The organism is Streptomyces sp. NPDC007905 (assembly GCF_042959345.1).
GTDB lineage: Bacteria > Actinomycetota > Actinomycetes > Streptomycetales > Streptomycetaceae > Streptomyces.
In genome coordinates this window covers 701,377-725,970 of record NZ_JBIBKS010000001.1, presented here as the reverse complement: position 1 = coordinate 725,970, position 24,594 = coordinate 701,377, and the positions used below count along the sequence as shown (strand labels likewise).

Annotated in this window: 20 protein-coding genes; 10 read left to right on the top strand and 10 right to left on the bottom strand. The window is 73.3% G+C overall.

What is annotated here, in order from left to right; genetic code table 11:
* Positions 1–269: 269 nt before the first annotated feature.
* Positions 270–2,054, top strand: a complete 1,785-nt coding sequence (locus tag ACFZDC_RS03460; protein WP_391319662.1) for a LuxR C-terminal-related transcriptional regulator — start codon at positions 270–272, stop codon at positions 2,052–2,054.
* On the opposite strand, the gene ACFZDC_RS03455 is transcribed toward ACFZDC_RS03460, so the two are convergent.
* Both ACFZDC_RS03455 and ACFZDC_RS03450 read right to left on the bottom strand, forming a co-directional pair.
* Positions 2,036–2,263 carry a hypothetical protein gene (locus tag ACFZDC_RS03455; RefSeq protein WP_391319733.1) on the bottom strand — a complete coding sequence of 76 codons (228 nt, stop codon included), beginning with the start codon at positions 2,261–2,263 and terminating at the stop codon, positions 2,036–2,038. The two genes, ACFZDC_RS03460 and ACFZDC_RS03455, sit on opposite strands and share 19 nt — an antisense overlap.
* 40 nt (positions 2,264–2,303) lie before the next feature.
* Positions 2,304–4,916, bottom strand: a complete 2,613-nt coding sequence (locus ACFZDC_RS03450) for a CHAT domain-containing protein (RefSeq protein WP_391319661.1) — start codon at positions 4,914–4,916, stop codon at positions 2,304–2,306.
* A 149-nt stretch (positions 4,917–5,065) separates the two neighbouring features.
* Between ACFZDC_RS03450 and ACFZDC_RS03445 the strand changes: the two genes are divergently transcribed.
* The 3 genes from ACFZDC_RS03445 to ACFZDC_RS03435 are packed head-to-tail and all read left to right on the top strand — an operon-like array spanning position 5,066 to position 7,607.
* Positions 5,066–6,490, top strand: a complete 1,425-nt coding sequence (locus ACFZDC_RS03445) for a S8 family serine peptidase (protein ID WP_391319660.1) — start codon at positions 5,066–5,068, stop codon at positions 6,488–6,490.
* Complete coding sequence (locus ACFZDC_RS03440) at positions 6,487–7,125, top strand: sigma-70 family RNA polymerase sigma factor (protein ID WP_391319659.1); 639 nt, start codon at positions 6,487–6,489, stop codon at positions 7,123–7,125. Before ACFZDC_RS03445 ends, ACFZDC_RS03440 begins: the two co-directional genes overlap by 4 nt.
* 5 nt (positions 7,126–7,130) lie before the next feature.
* Complete coding sequence (locus ACFZDC_RS03435) at positions 7,131–7,607, top strand: hypothetical protein (protein ID WP_391319658.1); 477 nt, start codon at positions 7,131–7,133, stop codon at positions 7,605–7,607.
* A 6-nt stretch (positions 7,608–7,613) separates the two neighbouring features.
* On the opposite strand, the gene ACFZDC_RS03430 is transcribed toward ACFZDC_RS03435, so the two are convergent.
* Positions 7,614–8,891 (bottom strand): cytochrome P450, encoded by a 1,278-nt coding sequence (locus ACFZDC_RS03430; RefSeq protein WP_391319657.1) that lies wholly within the window; start codon positions 8,889–8,891, stop codon positions 7,614–7,616.
* Between the two features lie 2 nt (positions 8,892–8,893).
* Positions 8,894–9,742: an N-formylglutamate amidohydrolase gene (locus ACFZDC_RS03425; protein WP_391319656.1), complete on the bottom strand. Its 849-nt coding sequence runs from the start codon at positions 9,740–9,742 to the stop codon at positions 8,894–8,896.
* 196 nt (positions 9,743–9,938) lie between these two features.
* Here ACFZDC_RS03425 and ACFZDC_RS03420 point away from each other — a divergent pair, with 196 nt between their 5' ends.
* Both ACFZDC_RS03420 and ACFZDC_RS03415 read left to right on the top strand, forming a co-directional pair.
* Positions 9,939–10,442 carry a hypothetical protein gene (locus ACFZDC_RS03420; RefSeq protein WP_391319655.1) on the top strand — a complete coding sequence of 168 codons (504 nt, stop codon included), beginning with the start codon at positions 9,939–9,941 and terminating at the stop codon, positions 10,440–10,442.
* 2 nt (positions 10,443–10,444) lie between these two features.
* Positions 10,445–11,125, top strand: a complete 681-nt coding sequence (locus ACFZDC_RS03415; protein WP_391319654.1) for a hypothetical protein — start codon at positions 10,445–10,447, stop codon at positions 11,123–11,125.
* Between the two features lie 129 nt (positions 11,126–11,254).
* Here the strand turns inward: ACFZDC_RS03415 and ACFZDC_RS03410 are convergent, their stop codons facing one another.
* Positions 11,255–13,474, bottom strand: coding sequence for an NADP-dependent isocitrate dehydrogenase (locus tag ACFZDC_RS03410; RefSeq protein WP_391319653.1), 2,220 nt, complete (start codon positions 13,472–13,474; stop codon positions 11,255–11,257).
* 197 nt (positions 13,475–13,671) lie between these two features.
* On the opposite strand from ACFZDC_RS03410, the gene ACFZDC_RS03405 reads away from it, so the two are divergent.
* Entirely contained in the window at positions 13,672–15,234 is a 1,563-nt protein-coding gene (locus ACFZDC_RS03405) for a M1 family aminopeptidase (protein ID WP_391319652.1), read from the top strand.
* Here ACFZDC_RS03405 and ACFZDC_RS03400 read toward each other — a convergent pair whose 3' ends face one another.
* The 4 genes from ACFZDC_RS03400 to ACFZDC_RS03385 form a co-directional block, all read right to left on the bottom strand.
* A complete protein-coding gene (locus ACFZDC_RS03400; RefSeq protein ID WP_391319651.1) occupies positions 15,235–15,705 on the bottom strand; it encodes a DUF4186 family protein in 471 nt (156 codons plus the stop codon). It lies immediately after the preceding gene.
* 115 nt (positions 15,706–15,820) lie between these two features.
* Positions 15,821–16,909 (bottom strand): mechanosensitive ion channel domain-containing protein, encoded by a 1,089-nt coding sequence (locus ACFZDC_RS03395; RefSeq protein WP_391319650.1) that lies wholly within the window; start codon positions 16,907–16,909, stop codon positions 15,821–15,823.
* A gap of 176 nt (positions 16,910–17,085) precedes the next feature.
* Positions 17,086–18,618: an amino acid permease gene (locus ACFZDC_RS03390; protein ID WP_391319649.1), complete on the bottom strand. Its 1,533-nt coding sequence runs from the start codon at positions 18,616–18,618 to the stop codon at positions 17,086–17,088.
* 37 nt (positions 18,619–18,655) lie between these two features.
* On the bottom strand, positions 18,656–19,648 hold the full coding sequence (locus ACFZDC_RS03385) for a hypothetical protein (RefSeq protein WP_391319648.1): 993 nt from the start codon (positions 19,646–19,648) through the stop codon (positions 18,656–18,658).
* A 264-nt stretch (positions 19,649–19,912) separates the two neighbouring features.
* On the opposite strand from ACFZDC_RS03385, the gene ACFZDC_RS03380 reads away from it, so the two are divergent.
* The 3 genes from ACFZDC_RS03380 to ACFZDC_RS03370 are packed head-to-tail and all read left to right on the top strand — an operon-like array spanning position 19,913 to position 23,810.
* Entirely contained in the window at positions 19,913–21,343 is a 1,431-nt protein-coding gene (locus ACFZDC_RS03380) for an FGGY family carbohydrate kinase (protein ID WP_391319647.1), read from the top strand.
* Entirely contained in the window at positions 21,340–22,743 is a 1,404-nt protein-coding gene (locus ACFZDC_RS03375; RefSeq protein ID WP_391319646.1) for an FAD-dependent oxidoreductase, read from the top strand. The genes ACFZDC_RS03380 and ACFZDC_RS03375 overlap by 4 nt, the downstream gene beginning before the upstream one ends.
* A complete protein-coding gene (locus ACFZDC_RS03370; protein ID WP_391319645.1) occupies positions 22,740–23,810 on the top strand; it encodes an FAD-dependent oxidoreductase in 1,071 nt (356 codons plus the stop codon). The genes ACFZDC_RS03375 and ACFZDC_RS03370 overlap by 4 nt, the downstream gene beginning before the upstream one ends.
* Here ACFZDC_RS03370 and ACFZDC_RS03365 read toward each other — a convergent pair.
* Complete coding sequence (locus ACFZDC_RS03365; RefSeq protein WP_391319644.1) at positions 23,795–24,559, bottom strand: crotonase/enoyl-CoA hydratase family protein; 765 nt, start codon at positions 24,557–24,559, stop codon at positions 23,795–23,797. The two genes, ACFZDC_RS03370 and ACFZDC_RS03365, sit on opposite strands and share 16 nt — an antisense overlap.
* Positions 24,560–24,594: the final 35 nt, after the last annotated feature.

The following is a 24,594-nucleotide window of genomic DNA, read 5'->3' as shown; positions in this document are numbered from 1 at the left end:
CCGCCCGTGGGCGATCGCTTCGGCGCAGGCCGGCGTGGCTGAAGGAATCCAGGCAGGAGCCGGCCGGCTCGCAGAGCCATCACGGCCTGCGTATCGGCGTGGTCGAGGGGACGTCTCCCTCCCCCGAAGGCTACGTCCCCTCGACCGCTCCCCCGGTGCCCGAGTGTGGCCTGGACCGCCAGAGTGCCGTCCCGGGGGGCCGGGACGCCTGAGTCGGGGGCTACTCAAGTCGCCCTGTATCAAACCTGAGTAGGCGGGCTCCAGTTTTCGTGACGACTTACGAACAGGACGCGAAGACGCTGGAGCCGGCCTGGCCGTTCACCGGCCGGGAGGACGAACTGGAGCTGGTGCGAAGGTCGTTGGCAGTCGGACGGCCCGGAGTCGTGGTGACCGGACCGGCGGGCCGCGGCAAGACGCGGCTGATCACGGAGGCGGTCCGGGGCACGGACCGCCTCCGGGTGACCGGGACTCCCGAGACCCGTGGACTGCCTTTCGCGGCCTTCGCGCACCTGCTGCCCGACACCGTGTCGCTGCACCGCGCGGTACAGCTCCTGTCCGGTGTACGGCTCCTCGTCGTCGACGACGCCCATCTGCTCGACGAGGCCTCCGCCGCGCTCGTCCACCAGCTCGCGGTGCACGGGCGCACCCGCCTCGCCGTGGCCGCGACGGACGGCATGCCGGCACCGGGCGCGGTGTCCCGGCTGTGGACGGGCGAGCTGCTGCCGCGCCTGACGCTCAAACCGCTGCCCCGCGAGGACACCGCCCAGCTGCTCTCCGGCGCCGGCCTGGAACCGCTCACCATGGGGCGGTTGCACCGGATGTGCCGGGGCGATCTGCGGCTGCTGCGTGACCTTTTGGGGGCGCTGCGCCAGTCCGGGGGCCTCACCCGGGTCCCGGAGTGCGACGAGTGGGCGTGGCGCGGCCCGCTGCCCGTCACCGCGACCGTACGCGACCGCCTGGCCCCCGCACTGGACCGGCCCGACGCCGAAGAGCGCGAGACGCTCGACCGCCTCGCCTTCGCCGAGCCCCTGCCGCTCGCCCTGGACGACCTCGACCTGGACGTCCTCGAACGCCTGGAGGCCGACGGCCTGATCCACGTCGACGACCTCGGCTCCGTCACCCTCGCGCACCCCCTGCACGGGCCGGCCCTGCGCGCCACCGCCGGCCGGCTGCGGGCACGGCGGCTGGCCCGCACACCGCACCGGTGCGGGCCGGCTCTTGAGGCAGAACAGGTTTTACTGGAGCACGGGTTGAGCCAGCAGGACGTGCGGGGCGTGCCGACGCCGGTGGGGGACTGGCTGCTGTCGGAGGGGCTGCGGGTCCCCGCGGGGTACGCGGTCGTACGCGCCCGGTACTCCCGGCTGCGGGGCGAGCTGAGGGAAGCGGCGGCGTGGGCGCGGGAAGGGCTGCGGGCGGCGCCGGACGACGCCTGCTGCCGTACCGAACTCGACACGATCGCGGGGCAGTCGGGCGACGGGACGGGTGCGGGCGGGTGGTCCGCCGCGGCCCGCGGTGACATCGAAGGCGCCCTGGCCCGGATCGCCGGGGACGACGTGTTCGCGTGCTACGACGCCGTACGCCTCGGTGCTCCCGAGCGGGTCGCCGGGCGGCTGCCGGCCGACGGAATCTTCGCCCGGCACGCCGAGGCACTCGCCCGCGGCGACGGGCCCGCCCTGGACCGGGCGGCCGAGGCGCTGGAGGGGCGCGGCTTCCTGCTGTTCGCGGCCGAGGCGCGCGCACAGGCCGTACCAGCCCACAGCGACCCGCGCGCCGCCCGCCTCTCCCGCACCCGCGCGCTGGCGCTGGCCCGCCGCTGCCAGGGGGCCCGCACGCCGGCGCTGTCCGGACTCGTTCTCGGTGAACTCACCGCGCGGCAACGGCAGATCGTCGCTCTCGCGGCCGCCGGTCTGAGCAACCGGCAGATCGCCGAGAGGCTGACGCTGTCCGTGCGGACCGTCGGCAACCATCTGTACAGCGCGTACACCCGGCTCGGTGCGAGCGACCGTGGTGCTCTGCCGTGGCTGACGGATCTGCCTCAGGCACAGCCGGCCTGAGCGAGTCGCCGTTTCACCGCAGGCGTGGTGCGGGTACGCCGCGACCCGTCGCGCCGCCGGTCGGCGCGCACCGTCACGCCGCGCCGAACGCCGCGAACGCCCAAGCCCGTCGCCTCGTGGACCGCGTCGCCGGGCTGGGCGGCCCGGGCGTCCCGGAGGGCCTCGGCCAGGGAGAGGCCCGCGTCGAGGCCCTTGTGCAGGGCGAGCATCGGCGGCACTACGGCGGCGTCGTTGACCGCGAGCGCACCGTCACGCCGCGCCGAACGCCGCGAACGCCCAGCCCGTCGCCTGGTGGACCGCGTCGCCGGGCTGGGCGGCCCGGGCGTCCCGGAGGGCCTCGGCCAGGGAGAGGCCCGCGTCGAGGCCCTTATGCAGGGCGAGCATCAGCGGCACCACGGCGGCGTCGTTGACCGGTGCGCTGCTCGCCACCACCCCCGCCGTGCCCAGCGGCAGCAAAGCGGTGACCAGACCGAGGAGTTCGTCGGCGCCCACCGAGGCGAGACGGGCGGTGTCGCAGCTGGAGAGGATGATCCGGTACGGGCTGCGGGCGAGGCGCTCGAAATCGTGCACGATCAGGGGACCGTCGGCCATGCGCAGGGCCGAGAACAGAGGGCTGTCGGCGCGGAACGTGCCGTGCGCGGCCAGGTGCGCGAGGGCCGCGCCGTCCAGTTCCTCCAGCACGCGCGGGGCCTGCGCCGCCTCGCCTTCCAGAACGGTCGCCGTGCCGTACCGGTCGGCCAGTTCGGGCACCTCCGCGCCGCCCGTGGCAAGGCCCGGGCCGCGCACCAGGACGTGCCGGCCGCCGGCCGGCGGCTCGGTCTCCCGGGCCCGCAGCCAGCTGCCCGCCGACGGCGACACGCTGAGCACCCGCTCCCGCAGCTCGGGCAGCAGCGCCCACGGCACCCGGTGCAGTGCGCCCGGCGGCACGATCACCACCGGCCCGGACCCGAGATGCGGTACGGCGCCACCCAGCAGCAGCTCCTGCAGGCGTCGGCCCGCCGCCTCCACCAGCGGCAGCCGCGCCTCGCCCCCAGGGTGCGCGAGCCGGCGCAGCCCGGCCTGCACGTGCTCGGCCTCGGCCACCGCCTCCGCGAGCGAGCCGCCCGCGAACCGCCGTACCCGGCCCTGCCCGCAGAGCAGGATGTGCACCCGGCCGTCCACGACGGCGAGTTCGACCAGGCGGTCCTGACCCAGCCGGTCCAGCAGGCGGCCCGCGTCGAAGCGGTCGCCGTCGCCGGGCGCCGCGCCGCGCATGTGGTGGGTGCGGGAGCGGATCTCCCGTTCCAGCCGCCGCTGTTCGCGATCCAGGGCGGGGACCGGGCGGCCCTCCCTGCGGGCTTCCCCCGCGCGGGCCGCTATCTCCCGGTAGGCGGTGAGGCCGCCCAGCAGCGCCGGGTCGGCGGGCGGCCGGGCGGGCGGCGCGGACAGCACGGTGGCCCGCCAGCGCTCGCTCCACTCCAGCAGCCGCCGCGGACCGCCGTCCGCGAGGCTCGCCTCCTGGGCGAGCGCGGCCAGTTCGGCGCCCTGCGCGGTGGCGCGGGCCCGCAGCTCGGAGGCGCCCAGCGTCATCCGGTGGTCGTCGAGGACGTCCAGGCCGCGCCGGCAGGCCTCCAGCACTCCGCGCCCGGAACCGGCCGCCCGCGCCCGCAGCGCCTGCGCGACCCAGCCCGTGACGCGGGCCGGCGGTGGGCCGCCGTGCCGGCTGCGCGCGGCCACCGTCAAGTGCCGCTCCGCGTCCACCGTCCGGCCCAGCGCGAGCGCGATCCGGCCGGCGAGCAGCGAGGCCTCGGGCGCGACGGGCGAGCCGAAGGAGGCCAGCCGCTCGGCGACCGCCGCCGCGTCCGCGACCAGTCGCCCCGACCTGCCCCCGGCCGCCGCCCGCGCCTCGATGAGGACCAGCCGGGCATGCGTCGCCCACCAGGCCCGCCGCTGCCCCGCGAACAGCCGTACGGCGTCGGCGGCGCGGGCGATCGCGGTGTCCGGGTCCCCGGCCGAGCGGGCGGCTCGCGCGGCGGCGAGCAGCAGCTCGGCCTTGCGGGTGGACTGCCCGCCGATCCGGTCGAGCAGCGCGATCGCCGTATCCGCCCCCGCGAGCGCCTCCGGGGCGAGCCCCGCTGCCATCAGCACCTCGCAGCGCCGGATGGACAGCATGAAGGTGGGCGTCCCGAGCTTGGCGTACCGCTCCTCGGCCTCGTCCAGCAGCCGCAGCGCCGCCGGGATGTCCCCGGAGCGGAACGCGGCGAGGCCCCGGCTCTCCACCGCGTCCGCCTTGTCGTGCTCCTGCCCGGTGGTCTCCCACAGCCGCTCCGCCGCCGTGAAGTCCGCGACCGCCCGGTCCACCGTGCCCAGCGCCAGATGCACGGTGGCCCGCAGGGTCAGCGCCCGCGCGGTCCAGATGTCGTCGCGGGCCTGCCGCAGCACCGGAAGCGCCCGCCGCACGTCCTCCAGCGCCTCCCGGTGGTGCCCCAGCACCCACCACACATAGGCCCGCCGATACAGCACCCGCGCCCTGGTGTGTCCGCTGCCCCGTGCGACACCCCGCTCGAACGACGCGAGCCCCTGTCGCGTGCGCCCCGCGTGCACCAGTGCGACCCCCAGCGTCGCGAGCACGTCCGCCTCCCGCTCGGCCGACTCGGCGCGCGCGGCGAGGTCCCGGGCCCGCCGCAGGTGCCGCAGGGCGATCCTCAGGTCGCCGAAGTCCCGCTGCCAGATGCCGAGCACCTGATGGGCGACGCTGGCGTGCAGCGGCGACGGATCGGTGTGCAGCACCTGATCCGCGCGTGCCCGGGCCTCGCCCGGATCGGCGAACACCAAGGGCAGCAGTTCGAGAACCGACTCGCTTCCCGCCGTCACCCCTCGCATGCTAGTGGCCTGCGCAAAGCCGTCACACGGGTTCTCCGTTGTCTGCTTCCGCCGTCTCCTTCCGCTGTACCGCCCCTACCCGCGGGCTGTATCAATCGGTCGTCCGGCGACTCTGACTTTCGGACACCGTCTCAGGGGGAGGACACTTCATGGCACCTCAGCGATTCCACGAGCAGTTCGATCACATCCAGCGCTCGTTGCCCGACGTTCCCCTGGCCATGGGGCCGGACGACGAGGCCCACTTCCTCTACGAGAAGGGCGTCGTCCTCGCCCGCGACGGTGAGGAGGCCCGTCTGGTCGAGGACACCGTGCGCGCCCACTTCACCGAAACCCGCGGCCTGGTGCCCGACCATGTGCGGCGCACGAGCCCGCAGACCAACCGCACCGGCGTCACCCGGATCCGGGTCGGCGACCCCGCCCAGGGCGACGACGTCGTCCCGCACGCCCTGCGCGCTCTCAGGGAGGCCGAGGGACGCCAGGGACGCCGCCTGATCAGCCGCAACCACGTCGTGCACATCGCGGTCAACGCCTGCCCCGGCGACGAGCCCGTGCCCGTGCCGCGCGGCGAGCCCGCCAATCCGGCGCCGGAGGAGGGCCACTACGACCCGGACACCGCCGTCGGGGTCCTCGTCATCGACACCGGCCTGGTGCACGACCACCACGCCTACCCCCTCCTCGTCCACACCACGGGAGACCCCCAGGCGACCGAGACCGACGCCGACGGACTGCTCCGGCAGTACGTCGGCCACGGCACGTTCATCGCCGGGATCGTCGCGGCCGTCGCGCCCAACACCGCCATCACGGTGCGGGGCACCCTCAACGACGTGGGCGCCATCCTGGAGTCGGAATTCGGCGGCAAGCTCTTCGAGGCCGTCGACCAGGGCGGCTGGCCCGACATCATCAGCCTCTCCGCCGGCACCTCCACCGGCTCCGCCGACGGCCTGATCGGACTCGACGCGTTCCTGCGCGAACTCCGCGAGCAGCGCACGCTGCTGGTGGCCGCCGCCGGGAACAACGGCAGCGACACCCCGTTCTGGCCGGCCGCCTACGCCTCGCTGCCGCAGTACGCGGACTGCGTGCTGTCGGTCGGCGCGCTGCGCGGGGACGGCGAGTGCGAGGCGTGCTTCAGCAACCACGGCCCCTGGGTGGGGGTCTACGCCCCCGGTGAGCGCCTCACCAGCGCCCTCACCGGCTTCGGCACGCCCGTGCCGTACGTCTACCAGCACTCCACCTACGACGCCTGCCGGTTCGGCTTCGGCTACGCCTGCACCTGCCAGTACCCGCGCCACACGGGCCTGCTGAGCGAGGCGCGCGAGAGCACCGCGGCCAAGCCCGACCAGGTGATGTTCGACGGTCTCGCGCGGTGGAGCGGTACCTCCTTCGCCACCCCGGCCGTCGCCGGTCTCGTCGCCGCCCACATGACAGCGCACAAGGAGCGTGACCCGCGCGCGGCACGCGCTCAACTCCTCGGCAGTGCCACGAAATCCGCCGATGTGCGCGGGGCGCACGTTCCGGCGCTCCGGCCGCCCACCTGGCGCCCGGTGCCCGTCGCGATCCCGGCCCGGCCCGCATGAGGGCCGGAACCCTCCGCTCCACGGCGTACGATGACGTGCCGTACACGAGGGGTGGAGCCGTGGACCGAACAGAGGTCGGCGCACTGGTCCGGTCCGCCGTCGACGGCGACGCCGCGGCCTGGAAAGCGCTGGTGGAAGGAATGAGTCCGCTGGTGTGGTCGGTCGTACGCGCACACCGGCTCTCGGACGCCGACGGGCACGAGGTCTACCAGACGGTGTGGTTCCGCTTCGCGCAGCATCTGGGTCGGCTCCGCGAGCCCGACAAGGCGGGTGCCTGGCTGGCCAGTACGGCCCGGCACGAGTGCCTGAAGGTGCTCAAGGGGCTCACCCGGCTGACGCTGACGGACGACCCGCAGGTGCTGGACCGGGCCAGCGAGGAGCGGACGCCGGAGCAGTCGCTGATCGACGCCGAGGAGGAGGCGGACCGGGCCGAGCGGATTCGCCGGCTGTGGCAGGAGTTCGAGGAACTCGGCGAGCGGTGCAGGCAGTTGCTGCGCGTGCTCATCGCCTCGCCGCCGCCCAGCTACCTGGAGGTTTCGGCCGCGCTCGGCATCGCGGTCGGCAGCATCGGACCCCTGCGCCAGCGTTGTCTGCGGCGCTTGCGGGCCCGGATGGACGCACGGGGGACGGTGTGAGCGGCGTGGACGGTAACGGACTGCCCGACGAGGGCTTCGACGAGGGCGGCTTCGACGGCGATCTGCTCGAGGAGGACCTGCGCCAGGCGGCCGAGGTCCTGGACCCCGTCCCCACCGAGCTGCGCCAACTGGCCCTCGAAGCCTACGCGTTGCACGACCTGGACGCCCGGATCGCCGAGCTGACCTTCGACTCGCTCGTGGACGCGCTGCCGGTCAGGGGGGTGCCGGACGCCCCGCGGATGCTGACCTTCCGCGCGGGCGAGCTGTCCGTGGACGTCGAGGTCACCGAGGAGGGGCTGATCGGCCAGGTGCTGCCGCCGCAGTCGGCGCGCATCGAGGTGCTGGGCGGACCGCAGACGGCCCGGCCCGTCGCGGTCGACACCCTGGGCCGCTTCACCAGCGATCAGCCGCCCACCGGCCCGTTCGCGCTGCGGCTGCGGACCGGTGGCGAGGTGGTCGTCACGGAGTGGCTGCGGGCGTGAACCCCCTCACCAGGTGACGGGCAGCGTCCGCGGCCCACGGATCATCGTCCTGTGCCGCCAGCGCACCTGCTCGGGCGGCACCGCGAGACGCAGCCCCGGCAGCCGGTCGAGCAGCGTGTCCACCAGGAGCTCGGTCTGCAGCCGGGCGAGGACGGCGCCGGTGCAGTAGTGCGGGCCGTTGCCGAAGGCCAGGTGCGGATGGGGGTCGCGGTCGGGGTCGATGCGGTCCGGGTCGGGGAAGACGTCCGGATCGCGGTTGGCGGCGAGGTAGGAGACGTACACCGGCTCGCCCGCCGTGATCCGGTGCCCGGCCAGTTCCACGTCCTCCAGCGCGATCCGGGCGAGCCCGACCGTGCTGCGGTGGGGGATGTGACGCAGCAGCTCGTCCAGAACGGGTCCGCGCGCCCGCGGGCGGCCGCGCATCCGCTCCATCAGCTCCGGCCGGGTCAGCAGCAGGAACAGCATCTGCCCGCAGTTGTGGGTGACGGCCTCACCGCCGATCTGCAGCGGCCCGGCGAGCCCGACGGCCTCCTCCTCGCCGATGTCCCCGCGCGTCACGGCGGCACCGAGCAGCGAGTACACGTCCTCGTCCGTGCTGTGGGCCCGGGCGCGGACGATCGTCCTGATCCAGCCGTACAGGCCGGTCTTCGCCTGCCCGGCGGCCTCGGCGCCGCCCGAGGTGGAGATGATCTGCCGGGTCCAGGCGTGCACCTGCTCCCGGTCGGCGGGCGGCACGCCCATCACCTCACTGACCACCGTGACAGGAAACGGCTCCAGCACCCGCTCGACCAGATCCGCGGGTGGGCCCTCCCGTACGACCCCGTCCACCAGTTCGTCCAGGATCTGCTGTGCGCGGGGCCGCAGCCGCTTCATGGCGCCCACCGTGAAGGCGCCGGCGACCGGCTTGCGCAGCCGGTTGTGCTCGGGCTGGTCGGCCCAGGCGAGCGAGCCCGGGCGGGGAGCGAAGTTCGGGGCGAGCCGGGTCACCTGACGGCGGGTGACCTCCGCGCGACTGAACCGCGGATCGTTGGTGATCAGCTTCACGTCCTCGTACCGGGTGGCCAGCCACGCCCAGCCCTCGCCGAACGGCAGCCGGATCCGGGTCAGCGGGCCCTCACGCATCAGACCGGCGAGGACCGGGTCGAAGTCCGTCCCGTCCAGGTCGAGCGGCGGCCAGTCCCGCACGGGCGGGCCGTGGCCGGTGAGCGTGATCTCCTCCGCCATGCCCACCGCCCGCACGGGCGCCGGGGCCTGGTCGGTGCGCGTGCTGGTCTCCTCGGTCATGCTCACCACCCTCGTACGCACTCCGAGCGCTGTCCTGCGGGAGTGCTCCAGCCGGAGGCCTGCACGGCGTCCACGAGTGCGGCCAGCGCGGCGGCGAGCCGCTCGAGACCCGGCCCGGCGGGACCGCCGGGCTCGGCCATGTACGTGTCCCGGCGGATCTCCACCATCAGCGCGCTCACCCGCCTGTCCCGCCCGTAGTACTCCAGCGGGACATAGGTCCCGCTGAACGGACTGTCCAGCCCCGTCTCCCCGCACCCCGAGAACGCCGCACGCGCCGCCTCCTTCAGGTCCGGCGGGGTGTGGAAGGCGTCCGTGCCCAGGCACACCGGGGGACGCGGGCCCGACCCGTGCAGCTCGTACGGCAGCGCCTGGCCGGGGTAGGAGTGGACGTCGATCACGACCGCCCGCCCGGTCGCGGCGAGCCGCCCGGCCACCGCCTCGGTCATCGCCCGGGCGTACGGCCGGAAATACCGTTCGACCAGCGGCTCGGGGTCGGTGTCCGCGGCCCGCAGTTCGCCCCGGTGCGTGGTCCGCGTGTACACCGCTCCCATCCCGACGGCGAGCATCTCCTCCCGCTCGTCCGGAAACCGCTCCGGATCCACCACCAGCCGCGACAGCCGGTTGACGAACCGCCAGGGAGTGGTCCCGGCCATCCCTGCCGCCCGCTCCGCGATCTCGGCGGTGTGCGCGTCGGTGATGTGGGCCAGCTCCAGCTCCAGCGCCGCGTCGTCCAGCACGATCCCCTCGCGGACGTCGTCCGGTATCGCCCGCGACGCGTGCGGCACGTGCAGCAGCACGGGCGACTCGGCGGAACCAGGCAGGAGTTCGAACGAGACGGCGGGTTCGGTCATGGCTGCTCCGTAAGTTGCAGGGGGCGTTTTCGGAGAAGGGAGGGGCTGGTGGGCGCTGCCGCACGGTGCACAGAGCCGAGGGGGCCGAACGGCGGCCCCCGGGAGGCTCGTGACGTCTCCCCGGGGAGTGAAAGAGCCGCCCGCCCGGCATGCCATGGCGTTCCGTCACTCATACATACCTGTCGTTGCGTACCCCATGCGGCAGGTCACCAGCGGGAGCGACTGGGGCTGGTTCCGGCTGCTCACCGAGAAAGGCAGCACCATGAGGCCATCTTCCGCTGTCGTCGGCGCGGCCCTGACGGCGGCGGCCCTCGCCGCCGGCGTCAGCGTACCGGCGGCCGCCGCCACTTCGCAGCGCTATGTCAGCTGCAGTGAGACCGCTCTCAAGAACGCCGTCCGTGACCTGAACCAGGCCGGCGGCGGCCGCCTCCGGCTCGCCCGGAACTGCGTCTTCACGCTGACCACACCGGACAACTCCGCCACGGGGACCGGCAACGGCCTGCCGGTGATCACGAGCAGGATCACTGTCGAGGGCAACGGCAGCACGATCAGGCGGAGTACCCGGCAGGGAACGCCTGACTTCCGGATCTTCCAGATCGACTCGCCAGTCACCTCACGCTCAGCGACCTCACCCTTCGCGACGGCCGGGGCCAGGGGGCCGGCGGCGGGATCCGGCTCAGCGAATCCGGTACCGCCCTGACCTTGCGCAATGTCGAGATCCGCAACAACGCCGTCTTCACCGACCCCAACCACAGCAGTTCCGGCGGTGGCATCGAAAACGACGGCGGCACGGTCACGGCCCGGGACACCCTCATCGTCGACAACTTCGCGGACACCGGTGGCGGCATGGACCAGGACGGCGGCACGGCGCCGTTCCTGACCAGCACGATCAGCGGGAACACCTCCTTCGCCAGCGGCGGCGGCATCTGGGCCAGTGGCACTCTGTCCCTCACCGACAGCAGCGTCACCGACAACTCGGCCGGTTACAGCGGCGTGCAGGGCTTCGGCGCAGGCGGTGGACTGAACCTCTCCGACGCGACGACGACGCTCAGCCGCACGACGGTCAGCTACAACAGCCAGGGGGGACCGCTCGGCGACGGCGGAGGCATCCGCAACAGCGGTGGTCGTCTGACGATCGACGACAGCACCGTCTACGCCAACAGGACCACCGGCGCCGGCGCCCGGGGCGGTGGCCTCGCCAACGTGAACGGAGCCACCGCAACCCTCAGGCACAGTTCCGTGACCTACAACGTCGCCAACACCGACCCGGGCGGCATCCTCAACGAAGGCGGAACGGTCGACCTGATCTCCACCAGGGTCGAGCACAACATCCGCACCAACTGCGCCCCCAGCTCACCAGCCGTGGCCGGCTGCACCGACTAGGGTCGCGGCAGCGGCTCGGCCACCTGGGCCGGCACCGCCGGAGGCATCACCAGGCGGGCACGCCGGCACCGGACGTGCCTCCGCCCCGGCCGGGGAAGTCCGACCGGGGCGGGATCACTGCCGCGGGTGTCAGCTCAGCGAGGCGAGCGCCTCGTTCCAGGTGGCCGACGGGCGCATGACCGCGTCCGCCTTGGCCTTCTCCGGCTGGTAGTAGCCGCCGATGTCGGCCGGCTTGCCCTGGACGGCGATCAGCTCGTCGACGATGCGCTGCTCGTTCGCGGCAAGGGTCTCGGCGAGCGGGGCGAACGCCTTGGCCAGGTCGGCGTCGTCGGTCTGCCGGGCCAGCTCCTGCGCCCAGTACAGGGACAGGTAGAAGTGGCTGCCGCGGTTGTCGATGCCGCCGACGCGACGGGTCGGGGACTTGTCCTCGTTGAGGAAGGTCGCCGTGGCGCGGTCGAGGGCGTCGGCGAGGACCTTGGCGCGGGTGTTGCCCGTGACCGCCGCGTACTGCTCGAAGGACGGCACCAGGGCGAAGAACTCGCCGAGGGAGTCCCAGCGCAGGTAGTTCTCCTTGACCAACTGCTGGACGTGCTTCGGCGCGGAGCCGCCGGCGCCCGTCTCGAACAGGCCGCCGCCGGCCATCAGCGGGACGACCGACAGCATCTTGGCGCTGGTGCCCAGCTCCAGGATCGGGAAGAGGTCGGTCAGGTAGTCACGCAGCACGTTGCCGGTCACCGAGATGGTGTTCTCGCCGCGGCGGATGCGCTCCACCGACAGCTTGGTCGCCTCGACAGGGGGCAGGATGCGGATGTCCAGGCCCTCGGTGTCGTGCTCCGTCAGGTACTGCTTGACCTTGGCGATCAGGTTGGCGTCGTGGGCGCGGGTCTCGTCCAGCCAGAAGACGGCCGGGTCGCCGGTGGCGCGGGCGCGGGTGACGGCGAGCTTCACCCAGTCCTTGATCGGGGCGTCCTTGGTCTGGCAGGCGCGGAAGATGTCGCCGGCGGAGACCGTCTGCTCCAGTACGACGTTGCCGGCCCGGTCGACCAGGCGGACGGTGCCCGTGGTCGGGATCTCGAAGGTCTTGTCGTGGCTGCCGTACTCCTCGGCCTTCTGCGCCATGAGACCGACGTTCGGGACGGAGCCCATGGTGGAGGGGTCGTAGGCGCCGTTGGCACGGCAGTCGTCGATCACGGCCTGGTAGACGCCGGAGTACGAGGAGTCCGGCAGCACCGCGAGGGTGTCGGCCTCCTGGCCGTCCGGGCCCCACATGTGGCCGGAGGTGCGGATCATGGCCGGCATCGAGGCGTCGACGATGACGTCGGAGGGCACGTGCAGGTTGGTGATGCCCTTGTCGGAGTCCACCATGGCGAGCGCGGGGCCCTCGGCCAGCTCGGCGTCGAAGGAGGCCTTGATCTCGGCGCCCTCCGGGAGGGCCTCGATGCCCTTGAGGATGCCGCCCAGACCGTCGTTCGGGGTCAGGCCGGCGGCGGCGAACGTCTCGCCGTACTTCGCGAACGTCTTCGGGAAGAAGGCGCGCACCACGTGACCGAAGACGATGGGGTCCGAGACCTTCATCATCGTGGCCTTCAGGTGCACGGAGAACAGGACGCCCTCCTCCTTGGCGCGAGCGACCTGCGCGGTCAGGAACTCCCGCAGCGCGGCGACGCGCATCACGGAGGCGTCGACGACCTCACCCTCGAGCACCGGGACGGACTCGCGCAGGACGGTGGTCGAGCCGTCGTCGCCCTTGAGCTCGATGCGCAGCGCACCGGCCTCGGAGATCACCACGGACTTCTCCGTGGAGCGGAAGTCGTCCACGCCCATGGTGGCCACGTTGGTCTTGGAGTCGGAGCTCCAGGCGCCCATGCGGTGCGGGTGGGTCTTGGCGTAGTTCTTGACCGAGGCGGGGGCGCGGCGGTCGGAGTTGCCCTCGCGCAGCACCGGGTTGACGGCCGAGCCCTTGATCTTGTCGTAGCGGGCGCGGATCTCGCGCTCCTCGTCGGTCTTCGGATCGTCCGGGTAGTCCGGCAGCGCGTAGCCCTTGCCCTGCAGCTCGGCGACGGCGGCCCTCAGCTGCGGGATGGACGCCGAGATGTTCGGCAGCTTGATGATGTTGGCGGCGGGCGTCTTGGCCAGCTCGCCCAGCTCGCTCAGGGCGTCCGGGATGCGCTGGTCCTCGTTCAGGTACTCCGGGAAGACGGCGATGATGCGCCCGGCCAGCGAGATGTCGCGGGTCTCCACGGGCACACCGGCCTGCGAGGCGTACGCCTGGATCACCGGCAGGAACGAATGCGTCGCCAGGGCCGGGGCCTCGTCTGTGTAGGTGTAGATGATGGTCGAGTCAGTCACCGGGTGCTCCGCTCCACGTCTGCAACATTGCTCGACATCAAGATATCTCGTGACCGAGGTCCGTTCGACAGGGGACCTCGATCGAAAACGTGCCGCGCGGGTGCAACCGAATCCCCGATCTCGTGGTCATGACAAGCGATCGCCCAACCGACCGGCGGCGGGACCCGACCACCCGGCCGCCCGAGCGAAAGCTGACCATGAGATATCGCACCAGAGTGACGGCCCCGGTGGCCGCCCTGATCGGCACGGCGGCGGCACTGACGGCGGGCTCCCCGGCCCAGGCGCGTCCCGCCGGCGGGGGAACGGCCAAGCGCAGGGTGGCGGACCCCGGCCCGGAGACCCTCGGTGACCCCGTCTTTCCCACCCTCGGCAACGAGGGCTACCGGGTCTCGTCCTACTGCCTGGACTTCACCTACGACGCGACGGCCCAGAAGGTCGACGCGATCGCGACCCTGAAGATGCGCATCGACCGGCCGCTGAGCCGCTTCTCGCTGGACGCCCTGGGCCTGGACATACGCTCGGTGAGCGTCGCCGGTGCCACCGCCGCCTTCGAGCAGGTGGGTGAGAAGCTGAGGATCACACCCGCCACGGAGCTGGCGCCGGAGACCCTGGTCCGGGTGAGCGTCGCGTACTCCGCCGACCCGCGCCGCACCCTCGCCCACACCGCCTGGGTGCCCACCCCGGACGGCTTCGCGATCTGCCCGCAGCCGAACTCCGCGCACACCGTCTTCCGGTGCAACGACCACCCCTCGGACAAGGCGGACTTCACCTTCCGCATCACCGTCCCGAACGGGCTGCGCGGCGTGGCGAACGGCAACCTCACCGGCACCCAGGCCCTGTCCGGCGGCCGTACGGCGTACTCGTACCGCTCGGCGTCGCCGATGGCCACCGAGCTGGTCCAGATCACCGTCGGCGACTACGTGGTCAAGGACCGGCAGGGCCCGCACGGCCTGCCCCTGCGCGACGTCGTGCCGTCCGCCCGGGCCGCCGCGCTGGAACCGGCGCTCGCGCTCACCCCGAACCTGGTGACGTGGCTGGAGTCCCGGCTGGGTGCCTTCCCGTTCGAGACGTACGGCCTGCTCCCGTGCAACTCCGACGACCCGAACGCCTTCGGCTTCACCGGCCTGGAGACGCAGACCCTCACCCTGTACAAGCCGAACTTCCTGCTCCAGGAGGAGAAGAAGATCGGCTCGCACATGATGCACGAGCTGGTCCACTCCTACTTCGGCAATCTGGTCAGCCCCGCCACCTGGGCCGACCTGTGGCTGAACGAGGGCCACGCCGACTTCTACGGGCTGCTGTACCGCTACGAGCGGGGCTGGGCCGACTCGCTGGGCCTGACCACCATGGAAGCCCGTATGAAGGACACCTACGCCCGCGGCGACCAGTGGCGCCACGACTCCGGCCCGGTGGCCTCACCCAACGCGGTCAACCTGTTCGACAGCCAGCGCTACCTGGGCGGCGTGCTGGTCCTGTACGCCTTCCGGCAGCAGGTCGGGGAGCAGGTCTTCAACGCCGTCGAGCGCGCCTTCCTGGAGCGCTTCCGCAATTCCTCGGCGGTGACGGACGACTACATCGCGGTCGCCTCGGAGGTCTCCGGCCAGGACCAGTCCGGCTTCCTGCGGGACTGGCTCTACGGCACGAAGACCCCGCGCATGCCCGGCCACCCCGACTGGACGGTGAACCCGGTCAGCTCGTCCTTCGCGGCACCGCACAGCGGGCGCGGCGGCCACTGGCACGAGAACTCGGCCACGCTCTGATCAACCGTGGCGGGCGGAGTCCGGCCCGGCTCCGCCCGCCACCTCGCGCTCGATCCACCGGCAGATCACGTCCACCACGTACACGTGCTCCGCGCGGCTCAGCGCGCGCCCCTCGGGGATCCCGTGCCAGCGCCGCAGGCAACCACGGCAGCAGGTGGCGGTGGCGTGCTGGGCGACGAAGACCGGATGACCCCGGTACGGGGTCTGCTTGCCGTCCTTGTACGGCCGGGCCGGGGCCAGCCGCTTGGCGATCAGGTCGTACGCGTGCCACCGGATCGTCGCCGGGCCCTTCAGCTCGGCGGTGGCCAGGTCCCGGCCGCGCAGATGGAACTTCGCCCGGAACGGCTGGCGCGCGATCGCGTCGAGCCGCTGGTCCAGGGAGCGGGCGGTCGGGTCGGGAGCGGCCGGATCGCGGGGAGCCGGGCCGGGAACGGCCGGATCGGGAGGAGTCGGGGCTGGAGGAGGAGTCATACTCCTTCGAGCGTATTCCACCCCGGGGAGGCGGGCGCACGACGTCACGCGGCGAGCGTCGGGGGCCGCTGCGCACCGCGGGCGCAGCGGCCCCCTCGGGGCGACGCGGGGGATCTCATCCGGAGGAACTCTGCTCCCTGAGGTCGTCCCCGCTCCGCTGGTGCGGGATCACCGCCGCCCCCTGCTGCAGGGCCACCGTGCGGGTCGGGGCCGGGATGCGGATGCCCTCCTCGCGGTAGCGGCGGTGGAGGCGCTTGATGAACTCGTGCTTGACGCGGTACTGGTCGCTGAACTCGCCGACGCCGAGGATCACCGTGAAGCCGATGCGGGAGTCGCCGAAGGTGTGGAAGCGGATGGCGGGCTCGTGGTCCGGGACGGCGCCGGTGATCCCGGTCATCACCTCCGCGACGACCTCCGCCGTCACCCGCTCGACGTGGTCCAGGTCGGAGTCGTAGCTCACGCCGACCTGCACCAGCACCGTCAACCGCTGCTCGGGCCGGGTGTAGTTGGTCATGTTGGTCTTCGCGAGCTGGCCGTTGGGGACGACCACCAGGTTGTTGGACAGCTGCCGCACCGTCGTCTGACGCCAGTTGATGTCCACGACATAGCCTTCCTCGCCGCTGCTCAGGCGGATGTAGTCGCCCGGCTGGACGGTCTTGGAGGCGAGGATGTGGATACCCGCGAAGAGGTTGGCGAGGGTGTCCTGCAGGGCCAGCGCGACGGCGAGGCCGCCCACGCCCAGGGCGGTGAGCAGCGGCGCTATGGAGATGCCGAGCGTCTGCAGCACCACCAGGAAGCCGATGGCGAGGACCAGGACCCGGGTGATGTTGACGAAGATGGTGGCCGAACCCGCCACGCCGGAGCGGGACTGGGTGACCGAGCGGACCAGGCCCGCGATCACCCGGGCCGCCGACAGGGTCACCACGAAGATCAGCCACACCTGGAGGATCTGGTTGACGTGCTGCTGGATGGTCCGGGTCAACGGCAGCACCGCCGCGGCCGCCGCCGCGCCGGCCGCGATCGCCGCCCAGGGGATCACGGAGCGCAGCGCGTCCACGATGACGTCGTCGCCGCTCCACCGGGTCCGCTTGGCGTGCTTGGCCAGCCAGCGCAGCAACATGCGGGACAGAAAGGCCAGCACCAGGCCCGCGGCCAGGGCGATGCCGGCGAGGACGAGATCGTCCAGGGTCAGCGCGCGGTTCACCGGTCACCTCCGGGGCGCGAAGCTGCTGCGGAGAGCCTGATGTGAAGTCTCGTCACGTTGCCACCTGCTCGATGTCCGGAATGTGCGTGCGCGCCGCCGCCGACGTCCTCGGCGAGCGGCGCGAACGTTCATCCTGCCGTATCCGGCACGGCAGTTCGTACCTGGACCGGCGCTGTTCAGACGATGCCCTCCGCCAGTTCGGCCTGGTCGCGGTCGCTGCCGTAGGCGGCGGTGGTGGGCGTGCCGTACGAACGGCGGGCGACGTACCACCAGATGCTGGCCAGGACCAGGACGACGACGAGGGCCACGGACGCGTAGTTCATGGTGTCGACGGTGACCGGCGAGGACTGCGGCAGGCAGAACAGCACCGTCACACAGGCCACCCAGACCACCGCGATCCAGCCGACCGGCCTGCTCCACCGGCCCAGGTTCCACGGACCCGGCCGGAAACGATCGCCCGCGCGCAATCGCAGCAGCACCGGGATGGCGTAGGCGGGGGTGATGCCGATGACGTTGATGGCGGTGACCGCGCCGTAGGCGGTCGCCGAGTACAGGGACGGCAGGGCGAGGACGCCGGCGACGATCACGGACAGCCACACCGCGGCCACCGGGGTCTGGGTGCGGCTGCTGACCCTGCGCCACAGGTGCGAGCCGGGCAGGGCGCCGTCCCGGCTGAACGCGAACACCATGCGGCTGGCCGCCGCCACCTCGGCGTTCCCGCAGAACAGCTGAGCGATGATCACCACGAGCAGCAGGGCGCTCGCGCCGTCGGTGCCGAGCCCGTCGAGCAGGATCTGCGCGGGCGGCACACCCGTGTCGGTGGTGCGCGTGGCGTCGTAGTCCTGGATGGCGAAGGTCAGGCCGGCCAGCAGCACGAAGCCGGCGATCCATGACACCCAGATGGACCGGACGATGCCCCGCGCCGCGGACACCGAGGCGTTGGAGGTCTCCTCGGAGAGGTGGGCGGAGGCGTCGTAGCCGGAGAACGTGTACTGGGCGAGCAGCAGTCCGATCGCCGCCACGTAGAGAGGGCTGGACCAGCCCGTCTCGTTCACGAACCTGGTGAACACGAAGGACGGCGACTGGTGCTGGTCGGGGACGATCGCGAGCGCGCCGACGATGAGCGCCACACCGGCCAGGTGCCACCACACGCTGACCGAGTTCAGCAGGCTCACCAGACGGACGCCGAACAGGTTCAGCACGGCATGCAGCAGCAGGACGGCGCAGAAGATCAGCATGGTCCTGCCGGGCGTCGGCTTCAAGCCCCACTGGAGGTTGGCGAAGGCGCCGGTGAACAGGGCGGCGCCGTAGTCGATCCCGGCGATCGCGCCGAGCAGACCGAGCAGATTCAGCCAGCCCGTGTACCAGCCCCAGCGTCGGCCACCGAGCCGGTCGGCCATGTAGTACAGGGCGCCGGAGGTCGGATAGGCGCTCGTGACCTCGGCGAGCGCGAGGCCGACACAGAGCACGAACAGACCGACCCCGGCCCAGCCCCACAGCATCACGGCGGGCCCGCCGGCGCCCAGCCCGAAGCCGTACAGCGTCATGCAGCCGGACAGGATCGAGATCACCGAGAAGCTGATGGCGAAGTTGCCGAAGCCACCCATGCGGCGGGCCAGCACCGGGCGGTAGCCGAGTTCGCGCAGCCGCCGCTCCTCGTCGTGCTGCGGCCGGGCCGGGGAGGGCGACGGTTCTGGTGCGGGGGACATGCGCAGACCTCCGGGGGCGTGAGGGAAACGAAGGGTGTCAGGGGCGGGCGTCGAAGTCCTCGGCGGCCGTCCGGCAGCGGTCCCTGGCCTGCAGGAAGACCTCCACGGCACGGCCGCGTTCCGGGGTGCGATACATCCAGGGCGGGGGTGTGAAGTACGGGCCGATCGCGTCGAACACCCGGGCCGCGTCCGGGAACCGGAGGGCGCCCCACAGGGCGTGGGCCAGGTGGTTGAGGTCCAGCAGCGAGCGCTCGTCCCGCGGCGCGTGCTCGAACCAGGAATGCAGCGCCCGCCGCGCCTCGCGGGTCGCGTCCTCCGCCACCCAGTGCAGATCGAGCGCCGCGTCGTGCCCGCTGCCCCGCCGGTAGCGTTCGACCCGCACGTACAGCGGCAGCACGTGCAGCGCGGAGCCGGGCGGAGCCGAGGCGGCGGCCCACTGGGCGTAGCCCGCGGCCTGGGCGAGCCGGTCCGAGGCGTCGGCCGCGTACAGGAACTGCAGCATGCGGTGGTGGGCCTCGCGGTTGTCCGGATCGCGCCGGCCGGCCTCGGCCAGCAGCCCCCATGGGCCGGGCGGCAGCACGGGTTCCGGCGGCGGCGCCCGGTGCTCCTCCCAGCGCCGCTCCGGATCCAGCTGGGCCAGCGCCAGCAGGCACACCCAGGGCACGGGGTCCTGGGGGGCGGTCTGGGTGGCGGACTGCGCGGCGTCCCAGGCCTCGATCCACAACTCGTGGGTGCGCAGATGCCGTTCGCGCTGGGCCCGCAGGGCCCGCTCCACGCCGACCCGGGCGTGCATCACCGCGGCCTGGACGCTGTCCGGTTCCTCCGCGAGCCAGGCCCGCACCACGTCGGTGCCGGCCGCCGCGGCCGCGAGGATCTGGGTGCGCTGGGTCCACCGCCCCGGGCTCGTGGTGTCCGCCAGCAGGGCGCGCATCGCCATCCAGCGTCCGGTGCGCAGATCCTGCAGGGCGGTGCGCAGGGCGCCGTCGTGGCCGGCGGGGTCGTAGGAGGGACGTGCTCCTTCTCTGGGCATCAGCCGCCCGCCCCGGTCCGCGAGCGGACGGGCAGGGTGGCGGGGCGCGGTGACAACAGCCCTCCTCTGGGCGGTGGTTGAGGGGCCACGTGTGGGTCGGCGGTCACTATAGGCGGGTCGATTCCGCCCTGCCATTGTTGTCAACTCAACCAGGCCTCCCGGCAGTTGATCCGGGTCCGGCCGTGCTTGACGTGGGCCGCGGACCGACGGCAGGCTGGTCGCGCCGATCTTCGAAAGGGCCGGACGAGCGGGCGGGAGGGTGCGATGACGGGGCCGGTGCTCGCCGTCGACCAGGGCACGTCCGGCACCAAGGCCCTGGTGGTCTGCCCCGAACGCGGTGTCCTCGGTACCGGCTTCGCCGCCGTACGGCCCCGCCACCTGCCCGGCGCGCGGGTCGAGGTGGATCCGGCCGAGCTGTACGCCTCGGTGCTCGACGCCGGTGGCGCCGCACTAGCCGAGGCGGGCGAGGACGTCGTGGCGATGGGCCTGGCCAACCAGGGGGAGACCGTCCTCGCCTGGGACCCGGCGACCGGCCGCCCGCTGACCGACGCCCTCGTCTGGCAGGACCGGCGCGCCGAGACCCTCTGCGGCGAACTCGCCGAGCACGTCGACACGTTGCGGCAGCTGACCGGCCTCCCGCTCGATCCGTACTTCGCGGCACCCAAGATGGCCTGGATCCGCCGTCACCTCACCCGTGAGGGCGTCGTCACCACCTCCGACGCCTGGCTGGTCCACCGCCTCACCGGCGCCTTCGTCACCGACGCGGCCACCGCCGGCCGCACCCAGCTCCTCGACCTCGACCGCGCGCAGTGGTCAGCGCCGGCACTGGAGATCTACGGGCTGTCGGGCGAACGGCTCCCGCAAGTGGTCGACAACGCCCAACCCATCGGCACCACAAAGGCGTTCGGCACCGAGATCCCGCTCACCGGTCTCGCGGTCGACCAGCAGGCCGCCCTGCTCGCCCAGCGCATCACCGGCCCCGGCCGCGCCAAGTGCACCTACGGCACGGGCGCGTTCCTGCTGGCGCACACCGGTGGCACACCCCGGCGCGGCACCTCAGGACTCGTGAGCTGCGTCGCCTGGCGGCTCGCCGGAGACACGAGCTACTGCCTGGACGGACAGGTCTACACGGCAGCCTCCGCCGTGCGCTGGCTCACCGACCTCGGCGTCATCTCCTCGGCCGCCGACCTCGACCCGGTGGGCGGCGCCGTCCCCGACAGCGGCGGCGTCACCTTCGTACCCGCCCTCGCGGGGCTCGCCGCCCCCTGGTGGCGCGGCGATCTGCGCGGTTCGCTGACCGGACTCCGCCTCGACACCGGCCCCGGGCACCTGGTGCGCGCCCTGTGCGAGGGGCTGGCGGCCCAGGTCGTCGAGCTGGCGGAAGCGGCCGAGGCCGACCTCGGCGCCCCGCTCGACGCGCTGCGCGTCGACGGCGGCCTGACCCGTTCCGCCCTGCTCATGCAGACCCAGGCGGACCTCCTGCAACGCCCCGTCGAGGTCTCCGCGCTCCCCGACGCCACCGCGCTCGGCGCGGCCGCCCTCGCCCGGCTCGGCGCCGACCCCGCGCCGGACTTCGAGGACGCCCTGCCCGACGGGAAACCCGCCGCCGTCTACGAGCCCCGCATCCCGGCCGAACAGGCCGCCGCACGCATGGCCGGCTTCCGCACCGCGGTCGCCGCGCTGCTCGGCTCATGACGGTCACGGCGGAAGGGCCGCCGGCCGCACCGACGTACGACGTCGTGATCGTCGGCGCCGGAGTCGTCGGCTGCGCCATCGCCCGCGAACTCGCCCGCCGTCCCCGCCTGCGCATCGCCCTTCTCGAGGCGCAGGACGACGTCGGCCAGGGCACCTCCAAGGCCAACACCGCGATCCTGCACACCGGTTTCGACGCGACCCCCGGCTCCCTGGAGGCCCGGCTGGTCCGCGAGGGCTCCCGGCGGCTGGCCGGGTACGCCGCCGAGTCCGGCATCCCCCTCGAACGGGTGGGCGCCCTGCTCGTCGCCTGGGACGAGGACCAACTGGCCGCCCTGCCCCACCTCGCCGAGAAGGCCGCACGCAACGACTGCCCCGACACCCGGCTCCTCGGCGCCGACGAGCTGTACGCCCGCGAGCCGCACCTCGGCCCCGGCGCGCTCGGCGCCCTGCACGTGCCCGGCGAGAGCATCATCTGCCCCTGGACGACGACCCTGGCGTACGCCACCCAGGCGGTCCGGGCGGGCGTCGACCTGCACCTGAACACCCGCGTGGACCAGGCCGACCGGAGCGAGCACGGTCATCTCCTGACCACCTCCAGAGGCACCCTGCGCGCCCGCCACCTGGTCAACGCGGCCGGACTGCACGCCGACACCCTCGACCGGGCGCTCGGCCACGACGACTTCACCGTCACCCCGCGCCGCGGCCAGCTCATCGTCCACGACAAGCTCGCCCGCCCCCTGGTCCGGCACATCCTCCTGCCGGTCCCGACCGCCCTCGGCAAGGGCGTCCTGGTCGCCCCCACCGTCCACGGCAACGTCCTGCTCGGCCCCACCGCCGAGGACCTGCACGACAAACAGGACACCGGTTCCACCGCCGAAGGCCTCGCCCTGCTGCGGGACAAGGGTGGCCGCATCCTGCCCGCGCTGCTGCGGGAGGAGGTCACCGCCGTCTACGCCGGGCTGCGCGCCGCCACCGAGCACGAGGACTACCGCATCACCGCCCACCCTGGGCAGGCGTACGTCACCGTCGGCGGCATCCGCTCCACCGGCCTGACCGCGTCCATGGCCATCGCCGCCCACGTCGCCGGCCTGCTGACCCACATCGGGCTCGAACTCGGGCCGGTGCACGACCTCGACCCGGTCCGCATGCCCCACCTCGGCGAGGCCTTCCCGCGCCCCCACCAACGGCCCGAACTCATCGCCGCCGACCCGGAGTACGGCACCCTCGTCTGCCACTGCGAGCGCGTCTCCCGCGGCGAGATCCGCGACGCCCTCGCCAGTACGATCCCGCCGCGCACCCTGGACGGCCTGCGCCGCCGTACCCGGGCCCGGGCCGGGCGCTGCCAGGGCTTCTACTGCGGGGCGGCGGTACGGCGGCTGTTCGAGGAGGGGCGTAGGTGATCGCCGAACGCCGGGTCGGTGTTCTTGTCGTGGGTGCCGGTCCCGCCGGTCTCGCGGTCGCGGCTTCCCTGGCCGCTGCCGGGGTCGGCCGGGTGGAGGTGGTGGAGCGGGAGGCGGAGGCCGGGGGAGTGCCTCGGTACTGCGCGCACGGCGGTTTCGGCACGTGGACGCGTCCGCTGACCGGACCGGGGTACGCGCGGCTGCTGGCCGAGGCCGCCCGCCGGGCAGGGGCGGTGATCCGGACCGGCGTGACCGTTCTCGACTGGGCGGCTGTGGAGCCGACAGGCAGCGGCGGGGACGCGGACGGGACCTCCTCCGGCAGGGCGGACGCTCCTGCGTCGGTGAGCTACGGTGGCGGACGGGCCGGGATCGCCTCCGGCGGGCCGGGGCCGGTCCTCACGGCCGTCGGCCCTGGCGGGCTGGAGAGGATCGCGGCCCGGGCCGTCGTCCTCGCCACCGGCGCTCGGGAACGCCCCCGTGCGGCCCGGCTGGTGCCCGGCACCCGGCCCGCCGGCGTCTACACCACCGGTGAACTCCAGCAGTCGGTACACCTGTACGGGCAGCCGATCGGCACCCGGGCGGTGGTGGTGGGCGCGGAGGAGGTGTCGTACGCGGCGGCCGGCACCCTTCGCGCTGCGGGGACCGACGTCGTCGCTCTGGTCACCGTGCACGCACGCGCCCAAGTCCCGCCGCTGCGCGCCCGGTCGGCGCGCCTGGGGCGTGCCGTTCCCCTCCTCACGGACACCACGGTCACCGAAGTCCTCGGCCACGGCCGCCTGTCCGGCGTGCGCGTGCGCCACCGTGACGGCCGTACGGCCACCCTGCCCTGCGACACGATCGTCTTCACCGGCGACTTCGTCGCCGAGAACGAACTCGCCCACCGGGCCGGCATCACGCTGGGCACGAGCCCGCACACCTCACGTCCGGACGTCTTCGCCGCCGGCGGCGTGCTGCGTCCCGGACAGCGTGCCAGGGCGGCGACCCGGGACGGAGCAGCGGCGGCCGGCGCGGTGCTGGAGTGGCTGGGGGCCGATGATCGCCGTCGGACGGTTCACAGGTCCGTGTAGGACCCGTGCCGCCCGGCACCCCCGGCGAACCGGGCCGCTCCCTCCAACCCCTCCGCCAATACGGCCGATCCGTACCGCAGTTCGCCGCGCATCGCCGCTTCCTCGTCCTGCCCGTCCTGCTCCAGCACCGAGGCCCGGTCGCCGCGCAGGCAGGCCTGCGGCAAGCGGGCGATGGCCGCCGCGAGGTCCTCCGCCTCGGCACGGGCGCGGCCGGTGGGGACGAGACGGTTGGCGAGGCCGATGTCGTAGGCCTCGCGGGCCGGGACCGGGCGGCCGGTCAGGATCATGTCCATGGCCCGGCTGGTGCCGATCAGCCGGGGCAGCCGTACCGTGCCGCCGTCGATCAGCGGTACGCCCCAGCGGCGGCAGAAGACCCCGAACACGGCGTCCTGCTCGGCGACCCTGAGATCGCACCACAGGGCCAGCTCGAGGCCGCCCGCGACGGCGTGCCCCGCGACGGCCGCGACCACCGGCTTGGACAGCCGCATCCGGGTCGGCCCCATCGGCCCGTCGCCGCCCTCGGCGACCCGGTTGCCCCGCTCGGTGCCCATCGCCTTCAGGTCGGCGCCCGCGCAGAACGTGCCTCCCTCGCCCCACAGCACCGCCACCCGGGCGTTGTCGTCTGCCTCGAACTCCCGGAAGGCGGCGGCAAGTTCGGCGGCCGTGGGGCCGTCCACGGCGTTGCGGACCTCGGGCCGGGACAGGACGACCGTGGTGACGTGTTCCTTGCGCTCCACGCGGACCGGCACGGCAGGGACTCCTTCACGGGGGTGCGGCTCGGGGG

Bases quoted from the DNA above. Each gene is read 5' to 3' on its own strand.
- ACFZDC_RS03455 (WP_391319733.1), bottom strand. From the start codon at position 2,263: ATGCTCGCCCTGCACAAGGGCCTCGACGCGGGCCTCTCCCTGGCCGAG.
- ACFZDC_RS03450 (WP_391319661.1), bottom strand. From the start codon at position 4,916: ATGCGAGGGGTGACGGCGGGAAGCGAGTCGGTTCTCGAACTGCTGCCC.
- ACFZDC_RS03445 (WP_391319660.1), top strand. From the start codon at position 5,066: ATGGCACCTCAGCGATTCCACGAGCAGTTCGATCACATCCAGCGCTCG.
- ACFZDC_RS03440 (WP_391319659.1), top strand. From the start codon at position 6,487: ATGAGGGCCGGAACCCTCCGCTCCACGGCGTACGATGACGTGCCGTAC.
- ACFZDC_RS03430 (WP_391319657.1), bottom strand. From the start codon at position 8,891: ATGACCGAGGAGACCAGCACGCGCACCGACCAGGCCCCGGCGCCCGTG.
- ACFZDC_RS03425 (WP_391319656.1), bottom strand. From the start codon at position 9,742: ATGACCGAACCCGCCGTCTCGTTCGAACTCCTGCCTGGTTCCGCCGAG.
- ACFZDC_RS03420 (WP_391319655.1), top strand. From the start codon at position 9,939: ATGCGGCAGGTCACCAGCGGGAGCGACTGGGGCTGGTTCCGGCTGCTC.
- ACFZDC_RS03405 (WP_391319652.1), top strand. From the start codon at position 13,672: ATGAGATATCGCACCAGAGTGACGGCCCCGGTGGCCGCCCTGATCGGC.
- ACFZDC_RS03400 (WP_391319651.1), bottom strand. From the start codon at position 15,705: ATGACTCCTCCTCCAGCCCCGACTCCTCCCGATCCGGCCGTTCCCGGC.
- ACFZDC_RS03390 (WP_391319649.1), bottom strand. From the start codon at position 18,618: ATGTCCCCCGCACCAGAACCGTCGCCCTCCCCGGCCCGGCCGCAGCAC.
- ACFZDC_RS03385 (WP_391319648.1), bottom strand. From the start codon at position 19,648: ATGCCCAGAGAAGGAGCACGTCCCTCCTACGACCCCGCCGGCCACGAC.
- ACFZDC_RS03380 (WP_391319647.1), top strand. From the start codon at position 19,913: ATGACGGGGCCGGTGCTCGCCGTCGACCAGGGCACGTCCGGCACCAAG.
- ACFZDC_RS03375 (WP_391319646.1), top strand. From the start codon at position 21,340: ATGACGGTCACGGCGGAAGGGCCGCCGGCCGCACCGACGTACGACGTC.